General features: G+C 46.0%; 18 protein-coding genes. 2 read left to right on the top strand and 16 right to left on the bottom strand.

The window, feature by feature from the left end; translation table 11 throughout:
• Positions 1–80: 80 nt before the first annotated feature.
• Positions 81–521: a zinc uptake transcriptional repressor Zur gene (gene zur / locus VT06_RS11095; RefSeq protein WP_046554375.1), complete on the top strand. Its 441-nt coding sequence runs from the start codon at positions 81–83 to the stop codon at positions 519–521.
• Between the two features lie 100 nt (positions 522–621).
• Complete coding sequence (locus tag VT06_RS11100) at positions 622–1,086, top strand: chemotaxis protein CheX (RefSeq protein ID WP_046554376.1); 465 nt, start codon at positions 622–624, stop codon at positions 1,084–1,086.
• Positions 1,087–1,106: 20 nt separating this feature from the next.
• On the opposite strand, the gene alr is transcribed toward VT06_RS11100, so the two are convergent.
• The 16 genes from alr to miaA form a co-directional block, all read right to left on the bottom strand.
• Positions 1,107–2,189, bottom strand: a complete 1,083-nt coding sequence (gene alr, locus VT06_RS11105; protein WP_046554377.1) for an alanine racemase — start codon at positions 2,187–2,189, stop codon at positions 1,107–1,109.
• Positions 2,190–3,575, bottom strand: coding sequence for a replicative DNA helicase (gene dnaB, locus VT06_RS11110; RefSeq protein WP_052750232.1), 1,386 nt, complete (start codon positions 3,573–3,575; stop codon positions 2,190–2,192). It abuts the gene before it with no gap.
• 154 nt (positions 3,576–3,729) lie between these two features.
• Positions 3,730–4,182: a 50S ribosomal protein L9 gene (rplI, locus tag VT06_RS11115; protein WP_046554378.1), complete on the bottom strand. Its 453-nt coding sequence runs from the start codon at positions 4,180–4,182 to the stop codon at positions 3,730–3,732.
• A gap of 18 nt (positions 4,183–4,200) precedes the next feature.
• Entirely contained in the window at positions 4,201–4,428 is a 228-nt protein-coding gene (gene rpsR, locus VT06_RS11120; protein ID WP_008218940.1) for a 30S ribosomal protein S18, read from the bottom strand.
• An 11-nt stretch (positions 4,429–4,439) separates the two neighbouring features.
• Complete coding sequence (gene priB, locus VT06_RS11125; RefSeq protein WP_046554379.1) at positions 4,440–4,745, bottom strand: primosomal replication protein N; 306 nt, start codon at positions 4,743–4,745, stop codon at positions 4,440–4,442.
• 5 nt (positions 4,746–4,750) lie between these two features.
• Positions 4,751–5,146: a 30S ribosomal protein S6 gene (rpsF, locus tag VT06_RS11130; RefSeq protein WP_046554380.1), complete on the bottom strand. Its 396-nt coding sequence runs from the start codon at positions 5,144–5,146 to the stop codon at positions 4,751–4,753.
• 147 nt (positions 5,147–5,293) lie between these two features.
• Positions 5,294–6,025: a 23S rRNA (guanosine(2251)-2'-O)-methyltransferase RlmB gene (gene rlmB, locus VT06_RS11135; RefSeq protein WP_046554381.1), complete on the bottom strand. Its 732-nt coding sequence runs from the start codon at positions 6,023–6,025 to the stop codon at positions 5,294–5,296.
• A gap of 41 nt (positions 6,026–6,066) precedes the next feature.
• Positions 6,067–8,439: a ribonuclease R gene (rnr, locus tag VT06_RS11140; protein WP_046554382.1), complete on the bottom strand. Its 2,373-nt coding sequence runs from the start codon at positions 8,437–8,439 to the stop codon at positions 6,067–6,069.
• Positions 8,440–8,507: 68 nt separating this feature from the next.
• Complete coding sequence (locus VT06_RS11145) at positions 8,508–9,125, bottom strand: tetratricopeptide repeat protein (RefSeq protein WP_046554383.1); 618 nt, start codon at positions 9,123–9,125, stop codon at positions 8,508–8,510.
• Between the two features lie 98 nt (positions 9,126–9,223).
• Positions 9,224–10,567 (bottom strand): S41 family peptidase, encoded by a 1,344-nt coding sequence (locus tag VT06_RS11150; protein ID WP_046554384.1) that lies wholly within the window; start codon positions 10,565–10,567, stop codon positions 9,224–9,226.
• A 76-nt stretch (positions 10,568–10,643) separates the two neighbouring features.
• Complete coding sequence (locus VT06_RS11155; RefSeq protein WP_046554385.1) at positions 10,644–11,939, bottom strand: adenylosuccinate synthase; 1,296 nt, start codon at positions 11,937–11,939, stop codon at positions 10,644–10,646.
• 115 nt (positions 11,940–12,054) lie between these two features.
• A complete protein-coding gene (locus VT06_RS11160; RefSeq protein ID WP_046554386.1) occupies positions 12,055–13,218 on the bottom strand; it encodes an aminotransferase class V-fold PLP-dependent enzyme in 1,164 nt (387 codons plus the stop codon).
• A gap of 81 nt (positions 13,219–13,299) precedes the next feature.
• Positions 13,300–14,181 (bottom strand): protease modulator HflC, encoded by an 882-nt coding sequence (hflC, locus tag VT06_RS11165; RefSeq protein WP_046554387.1) that lies wholly within the window; start codon positions 14,179–14,181, stop codon positions 13,300–13,302.
• A gap of 3 nt (positions 14,182–14,184) precedes the next feature.
• The gene (gene hflK, locus VT06_RS11170; protein WP_046554388.1) at positions 14,185–15,330 is read right to left on the bottom strand and encodes an FtsH protease activity modulator HflK; all 1,146 of its coding nucleotides are present in this window, start codon (positions 15,328–15,330) and stop codon (positions 14,185–14,187) included.
• Positions 15,331–15,875: 545 nt separating this feature from the next.
• Entirely contained in the window at positions 15,876–16,139 is a 264-nt protein-coding gene (gene hfq, locus VT06_RS11175; protein ID WP_046554389.1) for an RNA chaperone Hfq, read from the bottom strand.
• 74 nt (positions 16,140–16,213) lie between these two features.
• On the bottom strand, positions 16,214–17,196 hold a 983-nt coding region (gene miaA, locus VT06_RS11180; protein ID WP_369796911.1), incomplete at its 5' end, for a tRNA (adenosine(37)-N6)-dimethylallyltransferase MiaA.

Consider the following 17,196-nt stretch of genomic DNA (forward strand, 5'->3'; position numbering starts at 1 on the left):
TAGCTTAAAGGTAAAGCACGGCGTGGAAGTTAAATCGCGTTATGCTACACTGCCATCGACTGCTGCCAGGAGATAAAAGTATGTCAACTGAATCATTAGTAAGCCGGGCGAAAACCATCTGCGACAACAATGGTGCTCGCTTTACCTCTATAAGAGAAAAAGTATTTCGGCTGATGGCTGAAACTGATGGCGGCATGGGGGCGTATGACTTACTAGAGCAATTAAAGCAAACTGAGCCTGCGGCAAAACCTGCGACCATCTACCGTGCTCTGGATTTTTTAACTGAACAAGGTTTTATTCACAAAATTGAGTCCAGCAATGCCTTTATGCTGTGCCATCATTTTGGGCATCATCATCCGGCGCAGTTATTGATTTGTGACAGCTGTGGTAGTGTAAGTGAATTACATTCTGTCGTGTTACAACAAGAATTTAGAGAACTGGCAACTGAACAGGGCTTTAAGATTAAACATCAGACGATTGAAGCACATGGTTTTTGCCATAAGTGTCAGCAAGTTGCATAATTACCGTTATAATAATAGGCTGATTTTGGGTTCTATAAAAGTTCTGAATCTTTACGCGGCATACTGACATATTCCACTGCACACAAAATAGGCGCGTTTCATGAATGTTGAGTATATAAACCCGTTTCTGTCCTCGCTGGTCAATGTACTGGCAACTATGGCCAATACCACTATAGTGCCGGGCCAGCCAAGGATAAAAAAAGATGAAGTGGCGCGCGGCGATGTCTCAGGGCTAATTGGTATGGTTGGCGCTGATATTAAAGGCTCATTTTCGGTTAGTTTTGAAGAATCACTGGCGTTGGAAGTGATGTATCGAATGCTGGGTGAAAAACCAAAAGCTATTAATGCAGACGTCATTGACATGGTAGGTGAAATTACCAATATGGTTACCGGAGGTGCTAAGCGTATTTTGGGCGATAAAGGTTACGAATTTTCAATGGCGACGCCAATCGTAGTATCAGGTAAAGCGCATACTATTACTCACAAGTGCGAAGGGCCAACCATTTTAATGCCATTTGATTCTGAGTTTGGCAAAGTGCATATTGAAGTTAGTTTCGACAAGTAATGTGCCAGCTATTGTGTCCACTAAACGGTTAAGTATTGATAATCTACCCGCGGCGTAATGTTACATAATAGCTCGTAAGGAATGGTAGCAGCGCACAGAGCCACTCGCTCAATGGCCAGCTCTGGCCCCCACAATACTGCTTCAGCACCAATGGTCTCGGTAGGATTTTCGCCCAAATCAACCGTTATCATATCCATTGAGACCCGCCCAACCAGGCTGACCTCACGCCCGGCTAACCACACCGGGGTGCCATTGGCAGCATGGCGCGGGTAACCGTCGCCATACCCAATAGCAATTACCCCAATCCAAGTTGACGTAACAGCATGCCAGTTGCCACCATAACCCACTGTGTCGCCCTGCGGTACCTGGCGCATGGCAATTAGCCTACTACTTAGCCGCATTACCGGCTGCAATTGATGCTGGTGGCCCTGATGTGACGGCAGCGGTGAAATACCATGCAGCATTAACCCTGGACGAACCCAATCAGCATGACTTTGTGGTAAGCGAACAATTGCAGCGCTATTGGCCAAACTTCGCTCTTCCGCTTTGTCAGTACACAACTGATTAAACAGCGCCAGTTGTTGCAAGGTTTTGGCTGAGCCAGGCTCATCAGCGCAGCAAAAGTGGCTCATTAACCTAATTCCGGGTTGCACTGCAGCGCATTGCCATAGCCTGCGGTAAAATTCACTAAATTGCGCCGGCGCTATACCTAACCGGTGCATACCGGTATCAATTTTGAGCCACACTTTCAGCTGGCCGCCTAGGGTGCTCTGCTCCAGCGCCTGTAACTGCTCTTCATTATGAATTACAGTTTGTAAATTATTGGCCAGCAGTAACGGCAATTCAGCGGCCTCGTAGAAGCCTTCTAACAATACTATTGGCTTAACAATACCGCCGGTACGCAAGGCTAACGCTTCATCTATTCTGGCCACAGCAAAAGCATCTGCCTCAGTAAGGGTCTGGGCTACTTTAACCAAGCAATGACCATAAGCATTGGCTTTTAAAACCGCTAATATTTTACTGGCAGGCGCCAACTGCTGCACCCGCTGTAAATTATGGCTAAGTGCGGCCAGATTAATTTGTGCTATCGGCCGGCGTGACATTTAATAGTCATCTTCAAAGCGGGCACTGCCCGCGTAGTTATCGAAACGGGAAAAGTGGCCGTGGAAGGTCAACCGTACCTTGCCGATGGGACCATTACGTTGCTTGCCAATAATGATTTCAGCCAGGCCTTTTTCGGCACTGTCTTCGTGATAAACCTCGTCACGATAGATAAACATAATTAAGTCAGCATCCTGCTCAATTGAACCCGACTCACGTAAGTCAGAGTTAATAGGACGTTTGTCAGCACGCTGCTCTAACCCCCGGTTTAGCTGCGATAACGCCACCACTGGTACTTTCAGCTCTTTGGCTAACGACTTTAATGAACGGGATATCTCGGCAATTTCCAGCGTACGGTTTTCAGTCATGCCAGGCACCGTCATCAACTGCAGGTAGTCAACCATAATCATGCTAAGACCACCATGCTCTCTCGCCACTCGTCTGGCTCGCGAGCGCACCTCGGTTGGCGTTAAACCTGACGCATCGTCAATATACATTTTGCCTTTGCTGTTTAACAACTCGATAGCAGATGATAACCGGGCCCAGTCTTCATCTTCCAGCTGACCGGTACGCACCTTGGTTTGGTTAATCCGGCCCAAAGAGGCCAGCATTCGCATCATAATTTGTTCTGAGGGCATTTCCAGACTGAAAATCAGTACGGGTTTATCGCTGGTAATGGCAGCATGCTCACACAGGTTCATAGCAAAGGTGGTTTTACCCATTGATGGCCGCGCCGCCACAATAATTAAATCTGATGGCTGAAAGCCATTGGTCATTTTGTCTAAATCCATATACCCCGATGACAAGCCAGTAATACCACTTTGTGGCGAACGGAACAAGGCATCAATTTTATCGATGGTTTTAGCTAAAATATTGTTAATGGGTTCGGGACCTTCATTGGCATTCGCCCGTTGCTCGGCAATTTTAAACACCTTGCTTTCGGCAAAATCCAGTAGCTCAGCGCTGGTACGCCCCTGAGTGTCATAGCCAGCATCAGCTATGTCATGTGCTACGGCAATCATGTCACGCACCACAGCACGCTCTCGTACTATATCGGCATAGGCCATAATATTAGCGGCACTGGGGGTATTCTTGGCAATTTCACCTAAGTAAGCAAAGCCACCAATATCGTCCAGCTTCTGGTTAGCTTCCAGCGCTTCCGATACGGTAATTAAGTCTATCGGCTGGTTTGCTTCAGCAATCCGCGCCATGGCACTGAAGATAAAACGGTGCGAGCGCAAATAAAAGTCCTGCTCAACCACCTTCTCTGATACCCGGTCCCATGCCTGATTATCCAGCATTAAACCACCCAGCACAGATTGCTCAGCTTCAATTGAGTGCGGGGGCATTTTTAGGCCAGCGACCTGCTTGTCTTTATTACTGCTCATAACACCTGACAATATTTAGAATAACAATGCAATGCTACCTTGCAAGCGGCAGAATAAAAAGCAACGTTGAGATTATTTTTAAAAATAGAGGATATTACGGGGAGACAGCCGAAAACGAGAGAGTGGCGCACTGCAATGCAGTGCGCCTATAGCCTTAGGCTTCTGCGATAATAACAACTTTAATAGTTGCTACTACTTCAGCATGTAACTGCAGATCGATATCGAACTGGCCAGTTTCACGTAAAGTACCATTAGGTAATTTTACTTCAGCTTTAGTTACTTTTACGCCAGCTTCAGTAATGGCATCAGCGATATCGCGGGTACCTACTGAACCAAACAGCTTGCCTTCATCACCGGCTTTAGAAGCAATAGTCACTTCAGCCAGTTCTGCCAGCTTAGCAGCGCGTTCGTTGGCAGTCGTTAAACCAGCAGCCAGTTTGGCTTCTAATTCAGCACGACGCTGTTCGAACTTTTCGGTGTTAGCTTTGTTAGCCGGAACTGCTTTACCCTGTGGGAATAAGAAGTTACGAGCATAACCAGACTTAACAGTAACATTGTCACCTAAACTACCAAGGTTAGAGACTTTGTCTAACAGAATTACTTGCATACTTATACCCCTTCTGTATTAGCTGTGTGAGTCGCTGTACGGCAACAAGGCCAGGTAGCGAGCGCGCTTAATAGCACGAGCCAGCTGACGCTGATATTTAGCGCTGGTACCAGTAATACGGCTAGGTACGATCTTGCCACTTTCTGTAACGTAGTTTTTCAGAACAGCGGTATCTTTGTAATCAATCTCTACAGTGCCTTCTGCAGAAAAACGGCAGAATTTACGGCGACGGAAAAAACGTGACATTTGTCTGTCTCCTAACTTATTTGTTCAATCTGCTGGGCGTGCAGTACCAGTTTTGCCTGTCCACTGCGGTTTTGGTGCCGGTTTAAAAACCCGCTAACCTTTACCATGCTACCCAACGTCAAAGTTTGAGCTTGCTGATGTAACACTGTACCGCTTAAAACAATCTGCATCCTGACGTAAGCCTGTCGATTAAGGCCGGCTTCCTGCTGGTTGCTACGATGTTCTACCGTGATAACAGTGTGCGGTATCCCCGCCGGACTCTCACTGCGTTCAGGATGCCGACAAACGGCGCCACTAAGCACGATGATGTTGTCCATCAAACTTACTCTTCGTTTTCTACCTGCTCTTCTGTTTCACGAGGAGCACGGTCACGAGGACGCTCGTCACGTGAACGCTCATCACGTACCTTAGCCATTGGAGATGGCTCAACTACGGCACCATTGGTGCGCATAATCAGGTTACGTAAAACAGCATCGTTGTAACGGAAGTTAGTTTCCAGCTCATCAATCACTGTTTGTGGTGCTTCCACGTTTAGCAACACATAGTGTGCTTTGTGCAGTTTTTGGATTGGGTAAGCCAGTTGACGACGACCCCAGTCTTCTAAACGGTGGATAGTACCGCCCGCTTCTTTGATAGAGCCAGTGTAACGCTCGATCATGCCAGGCACTTGTTCACTCTGATCAGGGTGAACCATAAAAACGATTTCGTAATGACGCATTGTAGCTCCTTACGGTTAGTAAGCCTCGGGTGAACTCGGCCGGGTCCGCATAGAGGCAAGGAACGTGAGTGTATGGCCGAAGGTCGCGTAGTTTACGGAGTTAGCGGGTAAATAACAAGCAGAATATACCAAGAGAATTTTAAAGAGTTATGTTCTTTGACGCACTGCTTCAAATAAGCAAATACCCGCCGCTACTGAGACATTCAGGCTGGAGACACTACCAAACATCGGTATTTTTACCAAGGCGTCGCAGGTTTCGCGTGTTAACCGACGTAACCCTTCACCCTCAGCCCCTAGTACTAAGGCTAATGGGCCTTTAAAGTCAGCCTGATAAATGGTGGTATCCGTTTCGCCTGCAGTACCTACTACCCACACCCCGGCATCTTGTAATTCGCGCAAAGTTCGCGCCAGGTTAGTCACGGTAATAAAGGGTACGGCTTCAGCTGCACCGCAGGCAACTTTGCGAACGGCTGCGGTGAGTTTTACTGAGCGGTCTTTTGGTGAAATAACCGCGTGCACTCCGGCCGCATCAGCACTGCGTAAAATGGCGCCCAGGTTATGTGGATCGGTAACACCATCAAGCACTAATAAAAATGGTTTTTCTTTTTGCTCAAGCAAAGTAATCAAGTCGCTTTCATTGCCACTACTGGCCAAACGCGCTTTAGCAACAATACCCTGGTGCTGACCACTGACCATATCATCCAATGTTTTACGGTTACAAAACTGCACTGAAATACCATTTTGCCGGGCTTGCTGAATAAGCGGTTGCATGCGCTTATCTTCACGGTCTTTCATGATAAACAGCTCTAAAATATCCTGTGGCGCCCTTGCCAACAGGGCATTAACAGCGTGAATACCAAAGACAAAATCTGCATTCATTGTTAGCTTATTCTCTTTATTTAAAAGTTTTAATCAGGTGTTTAAGACTTCTTCGCCCGGCGACGCGGCTTTTTAGTCGCACTTTTGGCAGTTTTAGGTTTGTCGCCAGCCTTAGCTGTCGGTTTAGCTGAGCCTTTAGCATTACTTTTAGTACTGGATCGTCCCGCACCGGCCTTAGCGTCTTTTTCTGCAAAAGCTGCATTACGGCTGGCTTTTACCGCCCGACCCGACACATTGTGCTTCGGCTCGCCGACAACCGTTAAATCAATCTTGCGGGACTCCAGACTTACTGCCACCACTTTTACTTTTACCTGATCGCCCATCCGATAACTGACACCGCTATGCTCGCCAGTAAGTACTTGCCGCTCAGCATCAAAACGATAGTAGTCATTTTGCAATGAAGTAACGTGCACCAAGCCTTCAATGTACAACTCACTTAACCGGACAAATAAACCAAAGTTAGTAACAGTAGCAACCACCCCCTCAAACTCATCGCCTAGGTGATCTTGCATGTATTCACATTTTAACCAATCAGATACTTCGCGGGTCGCGTCATCAGCGCGGCGCTCGGTCATTGAGCATTGCTCGCCAAAGTGAGTAATTTCTTTTTCACTATAAGCACGTTCGCCGTTGACTGCCTGGTTTTGCTTTAGCAAAATAGCTTTAATCGCCCGGTGCAATACTAAGTCGGGATAGCGACGTATCGGTGAGGTAAAGTGAGCATAAGCTTCCAGCGCCAGACCAAAATGGCCCTGATTATCGCCTTGATACACCGCCTGCTTCATCGAACGTAGCATGGTGGTTTCAATTAGTTCCCGATCAGGCCTGTCGACTAACGTCGCCAATATTTGAGTAAGCTCTAACGGCGTGGGCTCGCTGGATATATTAGCTTCTATACCTAATTCAGCTAAAAACCGGCGAAAATTAGCAAAGCGATCGCTATCGGGCCGCTCATGTACCCGGAAAAGTGCCTGCGCCTCATGCTTTTCAACAAAACGGGCTGCCGCCACGTTAGCCATAATCATACATTCTTCAATGATTTTATGCGCTTCATTGCGATGCACAGGCACAATTTGCTCAATTTTACGGTGGCTATTAAAAATAAAGCGGGTTTCAACCGTTTCAAATTCTATGGCTCCGCGCTGACCGCGCACCTTTGCTAATTTCTTGTAGAGGCTGTTCAGTGTTTCTAAGTTAGTCAGGTTTGCCGCATATTGCTGCCGAAGTTCAGCATCGCCCTGCAAAATGGCATGTACTTTATTGTACGTAAAACGCGCAGCTGAGTGCATTACCGCTTCATAAAACTGGTAGCTGTCGAGCTTGCCACTGACACTAACGTGCATTTCGGCGACAAAACACAAACGATCAGTATGCGGATTTAACGAGCACAAACCATTTGATAATGCTTCCGGCAACATTGGCACCACATGATCGGGGAAATACACTGAGTTGCCGCGCTCCAATGCACTTTTATCAAGCGGTGAATCCGGGTTAACGTAGGCACTAACATCCGCAATAGCGACCCAAAGTTTCCAGCCACCGCTTTCTTTGGCTTGTGCATATACTGCGTCGTCAAAATCGCGGGCATCCTCACCGTCAATAGTTACCAATGGTAATGTAGTCAGGTCAACCCGGCCTTGTTTAGCGTCTGCCGGCACTTGCTCGCCGTATTTTGATACTTGTTGTAATACGGCTTGGGGGAACTCATGTGGGATCTGATGATTACGGATCGCTACTTCAATTTCCATGCCTGGCGCCATATGCTCGCCCAACACTTCAATAACCTTACCTACAGCACTGACCCGTTTAGATGGGCGCTGGCTAATTTCAACTAACACAATCTGTCCATGTCGCGCTGCGCCTTGCTCGCCTTCCGGCACCATGATGTCCTGAGTAATCCTTGGATCATCAGGCACCACCACACTTACCGCAGAATCTTTATAATACCGGCCTACTATCGGTTCGGTGCGAGGCTCTAAAATCCGGACAACGCGGGCTTCTACTTTATCTTTACTTTTCATGGCGGCGGCTGTTGCCAGTACTTTGTCCCCTGGTAATACCCGTTGCATTTCATGGTAAGGTAAGTACCAATCGGGACCGCCTTGTTCCAGTTTTAAAAAACCAAACCCTTCTCGATGGCCCATCACTGTGCCTTTCACCAAATCCATATGATCAACCAGACCATAGCGTTTACTCTTAGTGAAAATAAGCTGACCGTCGCGTTCCATTGCCCGCAGCCGCTTTTTCAGGGCGAAAATAGCATCGTCGTCCGTTAAGCCTAACTCGGTAACTAATTCGTCAAAATAGGCAGGTTGTTGCCGTTTGTCGATGTGCTCCAGGATAAATTCCCGGCTGGGGATGGGATTGTCATATTTTTCTTGCTCACGCGCAAGATGCGGATCATTTACCGTCATTACTTAAACTTTTATTTCCTGTGTTCATATATTGAGTGTAACAGCTAAGCCGAAAAATTGGATGAAATTCATTTTATAGATCGACGGGCACTAGCAATTACCCGTTCTGGCATTTTTTTGGCAAGTTGTTGCAGTAATTTTTGTATTCTAGCATGAGTAGCCTTATCTGCACTAATCGTATGATGTAACCAACGATAGCTTTGTTCGTAATCTACCGGCGAACCATAGCCGTCAACCAACAGCTGGCCATAGCGCAGGCGCGCATTAAGGTTACCCATAGCAGCCGCTTCATGCAAGTAAACCAAAGCTTGATCGATATCAACCTGTACAAAACGACCAATATGATAATAACGCCCTACTTGCTCCAGCGCTTCAGGTAGGCCCTGTGCCGCAGCTTGCAACATTAAATCCCAGCCACGTTCTACATTACGTGGCACACAAACAGCATAAGCCAACATGTCGCCGTATAAAAACTGATAAGCTGGCAAGCTCATAATATCAGCCCGTGCTTCAATATCCTCTACCAGCTGACAGTCATCTGCTTTCACCTTAGCTAAATGGCTATTGGTTTTAATTAATTCCAGCAACTGATCCTGGCTGTACAGTTGCACCACATCAACTTGCTGTGCTGCAGCTGGAATAATCAGCAATATCGCTGTTAAACATAAAATAGCTGTTTTTATCATCTGTCAAATAACCGTTAATAAGGTCTGAGCAATACGATTTTATTGCAAAAAATACGCCAGTCTCAAAAGCTAAACCATGTTGTATTTACCAAGGCCTATTACTGCTCATTGTATCGAAGCCACTGTGGTTGTACTGGCTCAACGTTAGGCTCAATTATTGGCTCTGCTCTCGAATAAAGCTGAGCATTCTGGTCGCTGATTGCAACCAGGCTACAGCTGCCATTAGCAATGTAGGCTACCGCTTCAGCGTACAGCGGATCAGACGATACACCCCAATCGCCGGTCACCGTTGCCGTTACCGGGCAGTTAGGCATTAAACCAGTAAAATACTCGCCAAAATCGAGCGCATTAACGGTTTGAAAATTAATTGCGAACAGCCTGAAATCACCGACCCGGTCAGGCACCTGACCAACTGGTTTGCCACACGTTGTTTCGCCAATTTGTACTACGTCAATAAACGGGCTTAAGGCGTTTATTACCAACTCACTGGAAGAACAACTCCCTGCAGTAGTCAGTACAAACACCCTCGGTAAGTTTAACTGCGTTCTGCCAGCACCTAAAGCAAAAGTTACCGTACTATTTTTGCGGGTATTTTTATCGTTATAACGGTACTTTACAAAAATATTATCTTGCAACCTAGCTAAGGCAATATGAGAACTTAACTGGTTGGCTACCCGAATTAAACCACCACCGTTGTAGCGCACATCCAATACCAACTCATCAATGTCTTGAGCAGCGAAGTAGCTAAAGGCCTGTTCAAGTTCAGTTTCTGATAGCTCAATAAAGGTATTAAACACCAGGTAACCAACTTTTTTTGTGCCAACTGCTGCCACAGAACGGTGCATTACCGTGTTGGTGCTCACTGTACCTTTCACAAAATCAGCCTGCTGCTGCGTGTCATTTGGCTTGCGCCACACAAAATTACGCACCACACCTTCTTCATTTGGACCATAAATATCGTCATTGGTTACCGTGCCAGCATCCAGTTGACTTAACCACTCTGCCACGCTAATACCGTCAATTTGCGTAATTTTATCGGCCCGGCGTAAACCTTGCTGGGCGGCAGATCCGGCATTAAAAACATAAAGCACTTGCAGTGCCGTGTTGTTGTCGGTGCGTTGTGTAGCAAAACCGTAGCCAAAAAATACTGCATTTATATATCGATCCTGATATTCCTGCTCCGTCATAACGAAACTGTAACGATCGCGATCGGCAATAACTTGCCTTAAATAGGCTGCAGGAGTGCTGAAAGCCAGCGGATCAACACCGGTTTTAAGCTCTCGGTACCACAGATAATCAGCATATAACTTACAATAGAGCTGGCTGTTAATATCAGAGCGATTACATTCAGCAATATCATTCGTTGGGCTATTATCAGCACTGTCTGAGCCGCCGCAGCCCACTAACAGCATACTAAATATTAAAATCAGAAGCTTGTTCATCAGATCCCTCCCGCCATTGTGGCTACAGAGTATAAAAAAACGCCACCAAATGGCAGCGTTTTTTTATATGCACGTGTTACGCAAACGGATGGCTCAGCACGATAGTCTGCACCCTGTCTGGTCCGGTAGAGACAATATCAATGGATACACCAGTAAGCTGCTCCAAACGGCTGATATAATTACGGGCAGCTTGTGGCAATTGTGCCAGCTGCTGAATACCAAATGTATTATCAGACCACCCTGGCATGGTTTCGTAAACTGGAATAACCAGCTCATAACCTTCAGCGGCCAGTGGCGGCGTATCAAGCACACTACCATCGGGCTGTTGATAACCAATACAAATACTGATGCTCTCTAAACCATCAAGCACATCCAACTTGGTTAAGCAAAACCCGGAAATACTGTTCAGCTGCACCGCACGGCGAACGGCTACCGCATCAAACCAGCCGGTGCGCCGTTTACGGCCAGTAGTGGCGCCAAACTCATGGCCCTTAACACCTAAGTGCTCACCAACTGCACAATCAAGTTCAGTTGGAAAGGGCCCTGAACCCACCCGAGTAGTATAGGCTTTGACAATACCCAGCACATAGTCGAGATAACGCGGTCCAAAACCACAGCCGGTAGCTACCCCACCGGCGGTGGTGTTCGACGACGTAACATAAGGATAAGTACCATGGTCGATGTCTAACAGAGTACCCTGTGCACCTTCAAACATAATGTTATCACCGTTTTTGCGGGCTTTATCCAGCAAATCAGTAACATCAACCACCATCGACTTCAGTAAATCAGCCATAGCCAAGGCGTTATCCAAGGTAGTTTGGTAATCCACTGCATCCACTTTGTAATACTGAGTAAGAGTGAAGTTATGTAACTCCATCACGCCTTTCAGCTTTTCAGCAAACAATTCAGGATTAAATAAATCACCAACCCGTAATCCGCGGCGCGCCACTTTATCTTCATAAGCGGGGCCAATACCACGGCCGGTAGTGCCAATGGCTTTGTCACCACGGGCTTTTTCCCGCGCCACATCTAAGGCCACATGAAATGGCAAGATCAAAGGGCAGGCTTCGCTTAGCAACAGCCGCTCTTTTACCGGCACACCACGCTCTTCAAGCATGGTCATTTCCTTTAAAAAAGCTTCTGGCGATAACACTACGCCATTACCGATAACACATTTTACGTTTGGCCGTAAAATGCCTGATGGAATTAAATGTAATACCGTTTTTTCACCTTCAATAACCAGAGTATGGCCGGCATTATGGCCGCCTTGATAGCGCACCACATAACTGGCTTTATCGGTTAATAAGTCAACGATTTTACCTTTACCTTCGTCACCCCACTGGGTGCCGAGCACAACGACGTTTTTGGCCATGGTTCCTACATCATGGAAAAAATTAGGCGTCGATTCTATCAAATCGTCAGCCAACTTACAGCTGTATAGCCAAAAAAAGCCGGTTTTTTATCCGGCTTTTCCTAAACACTCTAAACTAACCATGCTGCAGGCAAGATAAATCAAAATCGATATGGTTTTGATACAGGCCAAAACCAAAACGTAGCCGATCGCCTCGGAAGTCAGTAATGATGCCATTATTCTTTAAAAACGCAGCTAATTCAGCCACCTCACTGGTGTTACTCAGTTTGAAAGTATAAAAATGACCATGCTGCCCCAGCTGATGGGCTAATAAATTGCTCTGGTTAATAGCAGAATGCTGCCATCGGGCCAGTTCAGCAAGAAAAGCCTCTTGCAGCTGCTGCACATAACGGTGGATACGTCCGACGGTAATCCCCTGCTGTTTAAACAACAATAAAACAGCATGCAACCGGTACAACGCGGTGTAATCCATGGTGGCTCCGGCAAAGCGATTACCGTCATTACTGTATAAAACTAACGCCGACTTTTTTGCTGCCAGGGTGCCGAATTCAGCAAACCAACCGGTGTATAATGGCCGCTGTTTGCTGCCTGGTGGTACTGCCATAAAACAGCAGCCTTCTCCACCTTGTGCATATTTATAACTGCCCGACAAATAAAAGGCCCGTTCTGCAATTGAAGATAAATCGGTAGGTAACGCCATAAAGCCATGATAACCATCTATCACCAACATGGCAGGCGTTACCGCTGCTAAAGCCTGCACAAAGGCGGGTAAATCGGCTATCGCATAACCAGAGTTAAAAAATACCTGGCTGCAAAAAACCATATCAAGCTGATTTTCTTTGGCTGCAGCAATAAAACGCTCGGTAAAACTGGCAAAAGGCTCCGTTGCTACCGTTATAATTTCTACATTGTCAAGCTCAGCTAAACGTTTAGCCTGGCGTTGAAAGCTATAAAACTCACTGTCGGTACTGAGTATTTTTAACGGTTTTTGCAAATCAAAACAACTGAATAACCGCATCACCTGTTCATGAGTATTAGTAGTAAAAACAATTTGTTCTGGTGCTGGCAGGTTAAGGATATCTGCAATAAGCTGTTGGGTTTGCGGAATTTTCTCACCAAAAATGGTTTGCCATTTATCATCAACCAACCGGGCGCTGTCATCCCAATAAGCCAAGGTGGCATCCCGGGTGACATCTGGCCAATAATGATGCGAATGACAGGCAAAATGTTGCTTACCCTGATTTGCTTGCAAAAAACGTTGATAAAATTGTTGATACATAAAGTCTCCGCTGACATAGCCACAGACAAAAAAGGCCCTTTCGGACCTTTTTATCTAAAACTAAACGTAGTTATCCACTTTTCAGTTTTGCACTTTGTCTGACTTCATATATTTAAAGAAGTCATTATCCGGCTGTATTACCATGATGTCGTTTTTATTATTAAAGCTGTTTTTATACGCTTCAAGACTACGAACAAATGAATAGAACTCAGCATTAGCGTTAAATACCTCAGCATAGATTTTTGCTGCTGAAGCATCACCCTGACCACGTTCAGTACGAGAGTTACGTTCAGCGTCAGCCAGCATAACGGTTACCCTTGCATCAACATCAGCACGAATAATTTCTGACTGCTCACGACCTCTGGCACGATGTTCGTCTGCTACTGCTTTACGCTCAGCGCGCATTCTGGCAAAGATAGATTCACTGATTTCGGTTGGCAAGTTAATTTGCTTTACCCGTACGTCAATTACTTCAATACCCAGTTCAGTAGCAGCAGCGCCAGCTTGTGCCAAGGCACTTTCCATCAATTGACTACGCTCACCCGAGACAATTTCCTGAATAGTACGAGCACCAAACTCAGTCCGTAAACCGTTGTTGATATACTGCTTTAGTAACACTTCAGCCTGAGAAGTAATACCACCGGTGGTTAGAAAAAAGGTGCCGAAGTCATTAATCCGCCATTTAACGTAGCTGTCGACCAATAAGTCTTTTTTCTCAGCAGTTACAAAACGATCAGGTTGATCATCAAGCGTTAGCACGCGAGCTTCGAGCTTACGTACCACTTCAATCATTGGAATTTTCAAGTGTAAGCCTGGTTGGTAAACCACAACTTCGCCGGCATCATTACGTTGAATTTTACCAAATTGAGTAACAATAGCACGCTGACCTTCTGGTACCACAAACAACGCTGAAACCACGATAAACGCAACTGCAATAATGATAGCGATAATAAAATTCTTCATAAATTACCCCCTTCCGTTACGAGTTGTGCTGCTACGCGTTGTTTCAGATCGCGGCGTGCTGGCATCGTTAGCTTGCCCAGGCACCGACATTAGGTTTGTGCCATCACTGTTAGTATTACTTTTACCCGATTGGTTCATCAGCCGATCTAGCGGTAAGTACATAATATTATTACCGTTTTTAACATCAACTAGTACTTTCGATGTGTTGCTGTAAACAAATTCCATAGTTTCCAGGTACAAACGGTCGCGAGTTACTCTTGGCGCAGCCAAATACTCTGGTAACAATTGTTCAAAGCGGGCCACTTCACCCTGAGCTTTTAACACAATTTGTTGCTTATATGCTTCAGCTTCCTGCATTACACGGTTTACCTGACCACGGGCACGTGGTTCAATTTCTCTGGCATAAGCGGTTGCTTCCTGCACAAAACGTTCCTGATCTTCTTGTGCTTTAATCGCATCATCAAAAGCATCACGCACTTCTTCTGGTGGCCTCGCATCGCGGAAGTTAACATCTACGAGGGTTAACCCCATGTTATAAGGTGCAATAATAGACACCAGTTCATCGCGAGTATTCTGACGAACCACTTCACGGCCCCTGGTTAACACGTCATCCATGATCGAGTGACCAATAACAAAGCGCACAGCAGCATCGGTTGCTTCAGCTAGGCTGCTGTCGGCATTAATAACAGAAAATAAGTATTCGCGAGCATTAAACACCCGGTACTGAACTTCAAAGGTTACCCGTACCAGATTCTGATCTTGCGTTAGCATAAAACCATCAGCACGTAATGATTTTACTTCCTGCACGTTTACCGGCGTTACCGTGTCAATAAATGTAGGTTTCCAGTGGATACCCGCACCAACTTCAGTATGATATTGACCAAATCGCAGAATTACCCCGCGCTCGGCGTCTTTAATGGTATAAAAACCACTGATAGCCCAAACCACAGCAGCAATAACCAGTATCAAGATCAACGCAGCAGACGCCCCGTTGCCTGATGACTTATTACCGCCACCACCAAAAATTCCGCCAAATTTTTTACCAAAATTGCGAAATACTTCATCTAAATCGGGTGGACCCTGGTCACGACCGCCTTGTTTCCAGGGGTCGTTGTTTTTACCATTGTTACCCGGCTCGTTCCAAGCCATGCTTTACTCCATCTCTAATTAAAAAAACTTACGGTTAATGTATCAAATAACGGAGGCGATGACGATATAGTTTTCCAGCTCACCCTCTCTTTGATTCAATATCAATGCCCATTGAGCAATCAAAAGCCGACAATAATATTCAACCAGAAGACACCCGATACATCAAAACACTCAGCGATTGTTACTAACCACATTATTTATACGGGCAAACTGGCCCATTTGGTCTACTTTACTAAAACCAATATTTGCTTAAGGTTACGGGTTTGGCTAGGGCTTAAGATAGGGTTGAAGGCAAATGCAATAACAGAGATACACTGCACCGCAGTTTTTATTTCTTCAGCGTGAACCTACCCGACAAAAAGCCTAACGCCAGGTACTCTGCAATCAGCAATAGTAACGAACATCGCATCGATATTTGCAGATGCTACCAACATGGTAAACTCCTGCAAATTGTCGTTGCGTTGTTCATGCGAACAGTTTACATGAACTAGAAGAGCTTGTTCTGCCAGCGCAGCCAAAACAAACAAGCATTGTTACTTCTAGTGTTATTCCAAGTCCTCGCCATCATTATCGTTTTGGCCAGCACCATGAGTGACCATAGTATTCACCGCACGTGAAGGTACCACTGTTGAAATAGCATGTTTATAAACCATTTGGCTTACTGTGTTTTTTAGCAAAATGACGAATTGGTCAAAAGACTCAATTTGCCCTTGCAGTTTAATTCCATTCACCAGATAAATAGAGACCGGAATACGCTCTCGTCTTAAGGTGTTTAAAAATGGATCTTGTAAAGATTGGCCCTTTGCCATGTGCCGCTTTCCTTTTTTTATTAGTGAGCTGTATATAGGTATTATTTTTTTTATTTCAAGTTGTAAAAGCTTACTTATTTACGACTTATCAAGCTTAGCGAAGAAAGTACAGCTTGCAAGTTTTCCGCCAGTGCTACCTCGCTTTTTAACCAGGTAACGTTTGGCCACCCTCTAAGCCAGGTTAGCTGACGCTTGGCAAGTTGCCGGGTAGCAGCAATACCTTGCTCAACCATCTGCTCATAACTGCACTCTTCATCCAAATACTGCCAAACCTGACGATAACCAACGCAGCGCATCGCCGGTAAATCTGCATGTGACTGCGGCCGCATTTTCAAATTTAGCACTTCTTGCTCAAAGCCATTTGCCAGCATTTGCCTGAACCTGTCTGCTATACGCTGATGTAATAACGCACGATCAGTGGGCGCAATGGCAAATTGGTGTACGTTATACGGAAAAGGTTCCCCTTTTTCTGCAGTTAATTCTGTGATGCTTTTTCCTGTTAACCTAAACACCTCTAAGGCCCGGTTAATTCGCTGCGGGTCATTAGGGTGTATACGGGCGGCAGCGACCGGATCAATTAGCGCTAATTGCTGATGCATAACCTGCCAGCCGTGCTGAGCAGCTTCAGCTTCCAGTTCGGTCCTGATGTCGCTATTAGCACCAGGTAAAGGCGAAAGCCCCTCTAGCAAAGCCTTAAAATACAGCATAGTGCCACCAACCAGCACTGGTATATGCCCCCGCCCGTGGATTTCAACAATTAAGCGCAAAGCGTCAGCACGAAAATCGGCTACAGAGTAACTTTGCTCTGGTTCAAGAATATCCAGTAAATGATGTGGTGCCAGTACTAGCTCAGCAGCGGTCGGTTTGGCAGTACCAATGTCCATGCCCCGATATACCAGCGCACTGTCAACACTAATCAGTTCGACTGACAAATGCTGCAGCAACGCCATCGCTAATGCGGTTTTACCTGACGCTGTTGGCCCCATAATAAAAATGACCGGTAAAGCGTTGCTCATGTCGGCTGCTCCCGGTTTAACGCAGCAATACTGCTGGATAA

The sequence above is a fragment of the Arsukibacterium sp. MJ3 genome, assembly GCF_000987765.1.
GTDB lineage: Bacteria > Pseudomonadota > Gammaproteobacteria > Enterobacterales > Alteromonadaceae > Alishewanella.

What these genes read in the sequence shown, in the direction of transcription:
- zur (WP_046554375.1), top strand. Translation starts at nt 81, where the DNA reads ATGTCAACTGAATCATTAGTAAGCCGGGCGAAAACCATCTGCGACAAC.
- VT06_RS11100 (WP_046554376.1), top strand. Translation starts at nt 622, where the DNA reads ATGAATGTTGAGTATATAAACCCGTTTCTGTCCTCGCTGGTCAATGTA.
- alr (WP_046554377.1), bottom strand. Translation starts at nt 2,189, where the DNA reads ATGTCACGCCGGCCGATAGCACAAATTAATCTGGCCGCACTTAGCCAT.
- dnaB (WP_052750232.1), bottom strand. Translation starts at nt 3,575, where the DNA reads ATGAGCAGTAATAAAGACAAGCAGGTCGCTGGCCTAAAAATGCCCCCG.
- rplI (WP_046554378.1), bottom strand. Translation starts at nt 4,182, where the DNA reads ATGCAAGTAATTCTGTTAGACAAAGTCTCTAACCTTGGTAGTTTAGGT.
- rpsR (WP_008218940.1), bottom strand. Translation starts at nt 4,428, where the DNA reads ATGTCACGTTTTTTCCGTCGCCGTAAATTCTGCCGTTTTTCTGCAGAA.
- priB (WP_046554379.1), bottom strand. Translation starts at nt 4,745, where the DNA reads ATGGACAACATCATCGTGCTTAGTGGCGCCGTTTGTCGGCATCCTGAA.
- rpsF (WP_046554380.1), bottom strand. Translation starts at nt 5,146, where the DNA reads ATGCGTCATTACGAAATCGTTTTTATGGTTCACCCTGATCAGAGTGAA.
- rlmB (WP_046554381.1), bottom strand. Translation starts at nt 6,025, where the DNA reads ATGAATGCAGATTTTGTCTTTGGTATTCACGCTGTTAATGCCCTGTTG.
- rnr (WP_046554382.1), bottom strand. Translation starts at nt 8,439, where the DNA reads ATGACGGTAAATGATCCGCATCTTGCGCGTGAGCAAGAAAAATATGAC.
- VT06_RS11145 (WP_046554383.1), bottom strand. Translation starts at nt 9,125, where the DNA reads ATGATAAAAACAGCTATTTTATGTTTAACAGCGATATTGCTGATTATT.
- VT06_RS11150 (WP_046554384.1), bottom strand. Translation starts at nt 10,567, where the DNA reads ATGAACAAGCTTCTGATTTTAATATTTAGTATGCTGTTAGTGGGCTGC.
- VT06_RS11155 (WP_046554385.1), bottom strand. Translation starts at nt 11,939, where the DNA reads ATGGCCAAAAACGTCGTTGTGCTCGGCACCCAGTGGGGTGACGAAGGT.
- VT06_RS11160 (WP_046554386.1), bottom strand. Translation starts at nt 13,218, where the DNA reads ATGTATCAACAATTTTATCAACGTTTTTTGCAAGCAAATCAGGGTAAG.
- hflC (WP_046554387.1), bottom strand. Translation starts at nt 14,181, where the DNA reads ATGAAGAATTTTATTATCGCTATCATTATTGCAGTTGCGTTTATCGTG.
- hflK (WP_046554388.1), bottom strand. Translation starts at nt 15,330, where the DNA reads ATGGCTTGGAACGAGCCGGGTAACAATGGTAAAAACAACGACCCCTGG.
- hfq (WP_046554389.1), bottom strand. Translation starts at nt 16,139, where the DNA reads ATGGCAAAGGGCCAATCTTTACAAGATCCATTTTTAAACACCTTAAGA.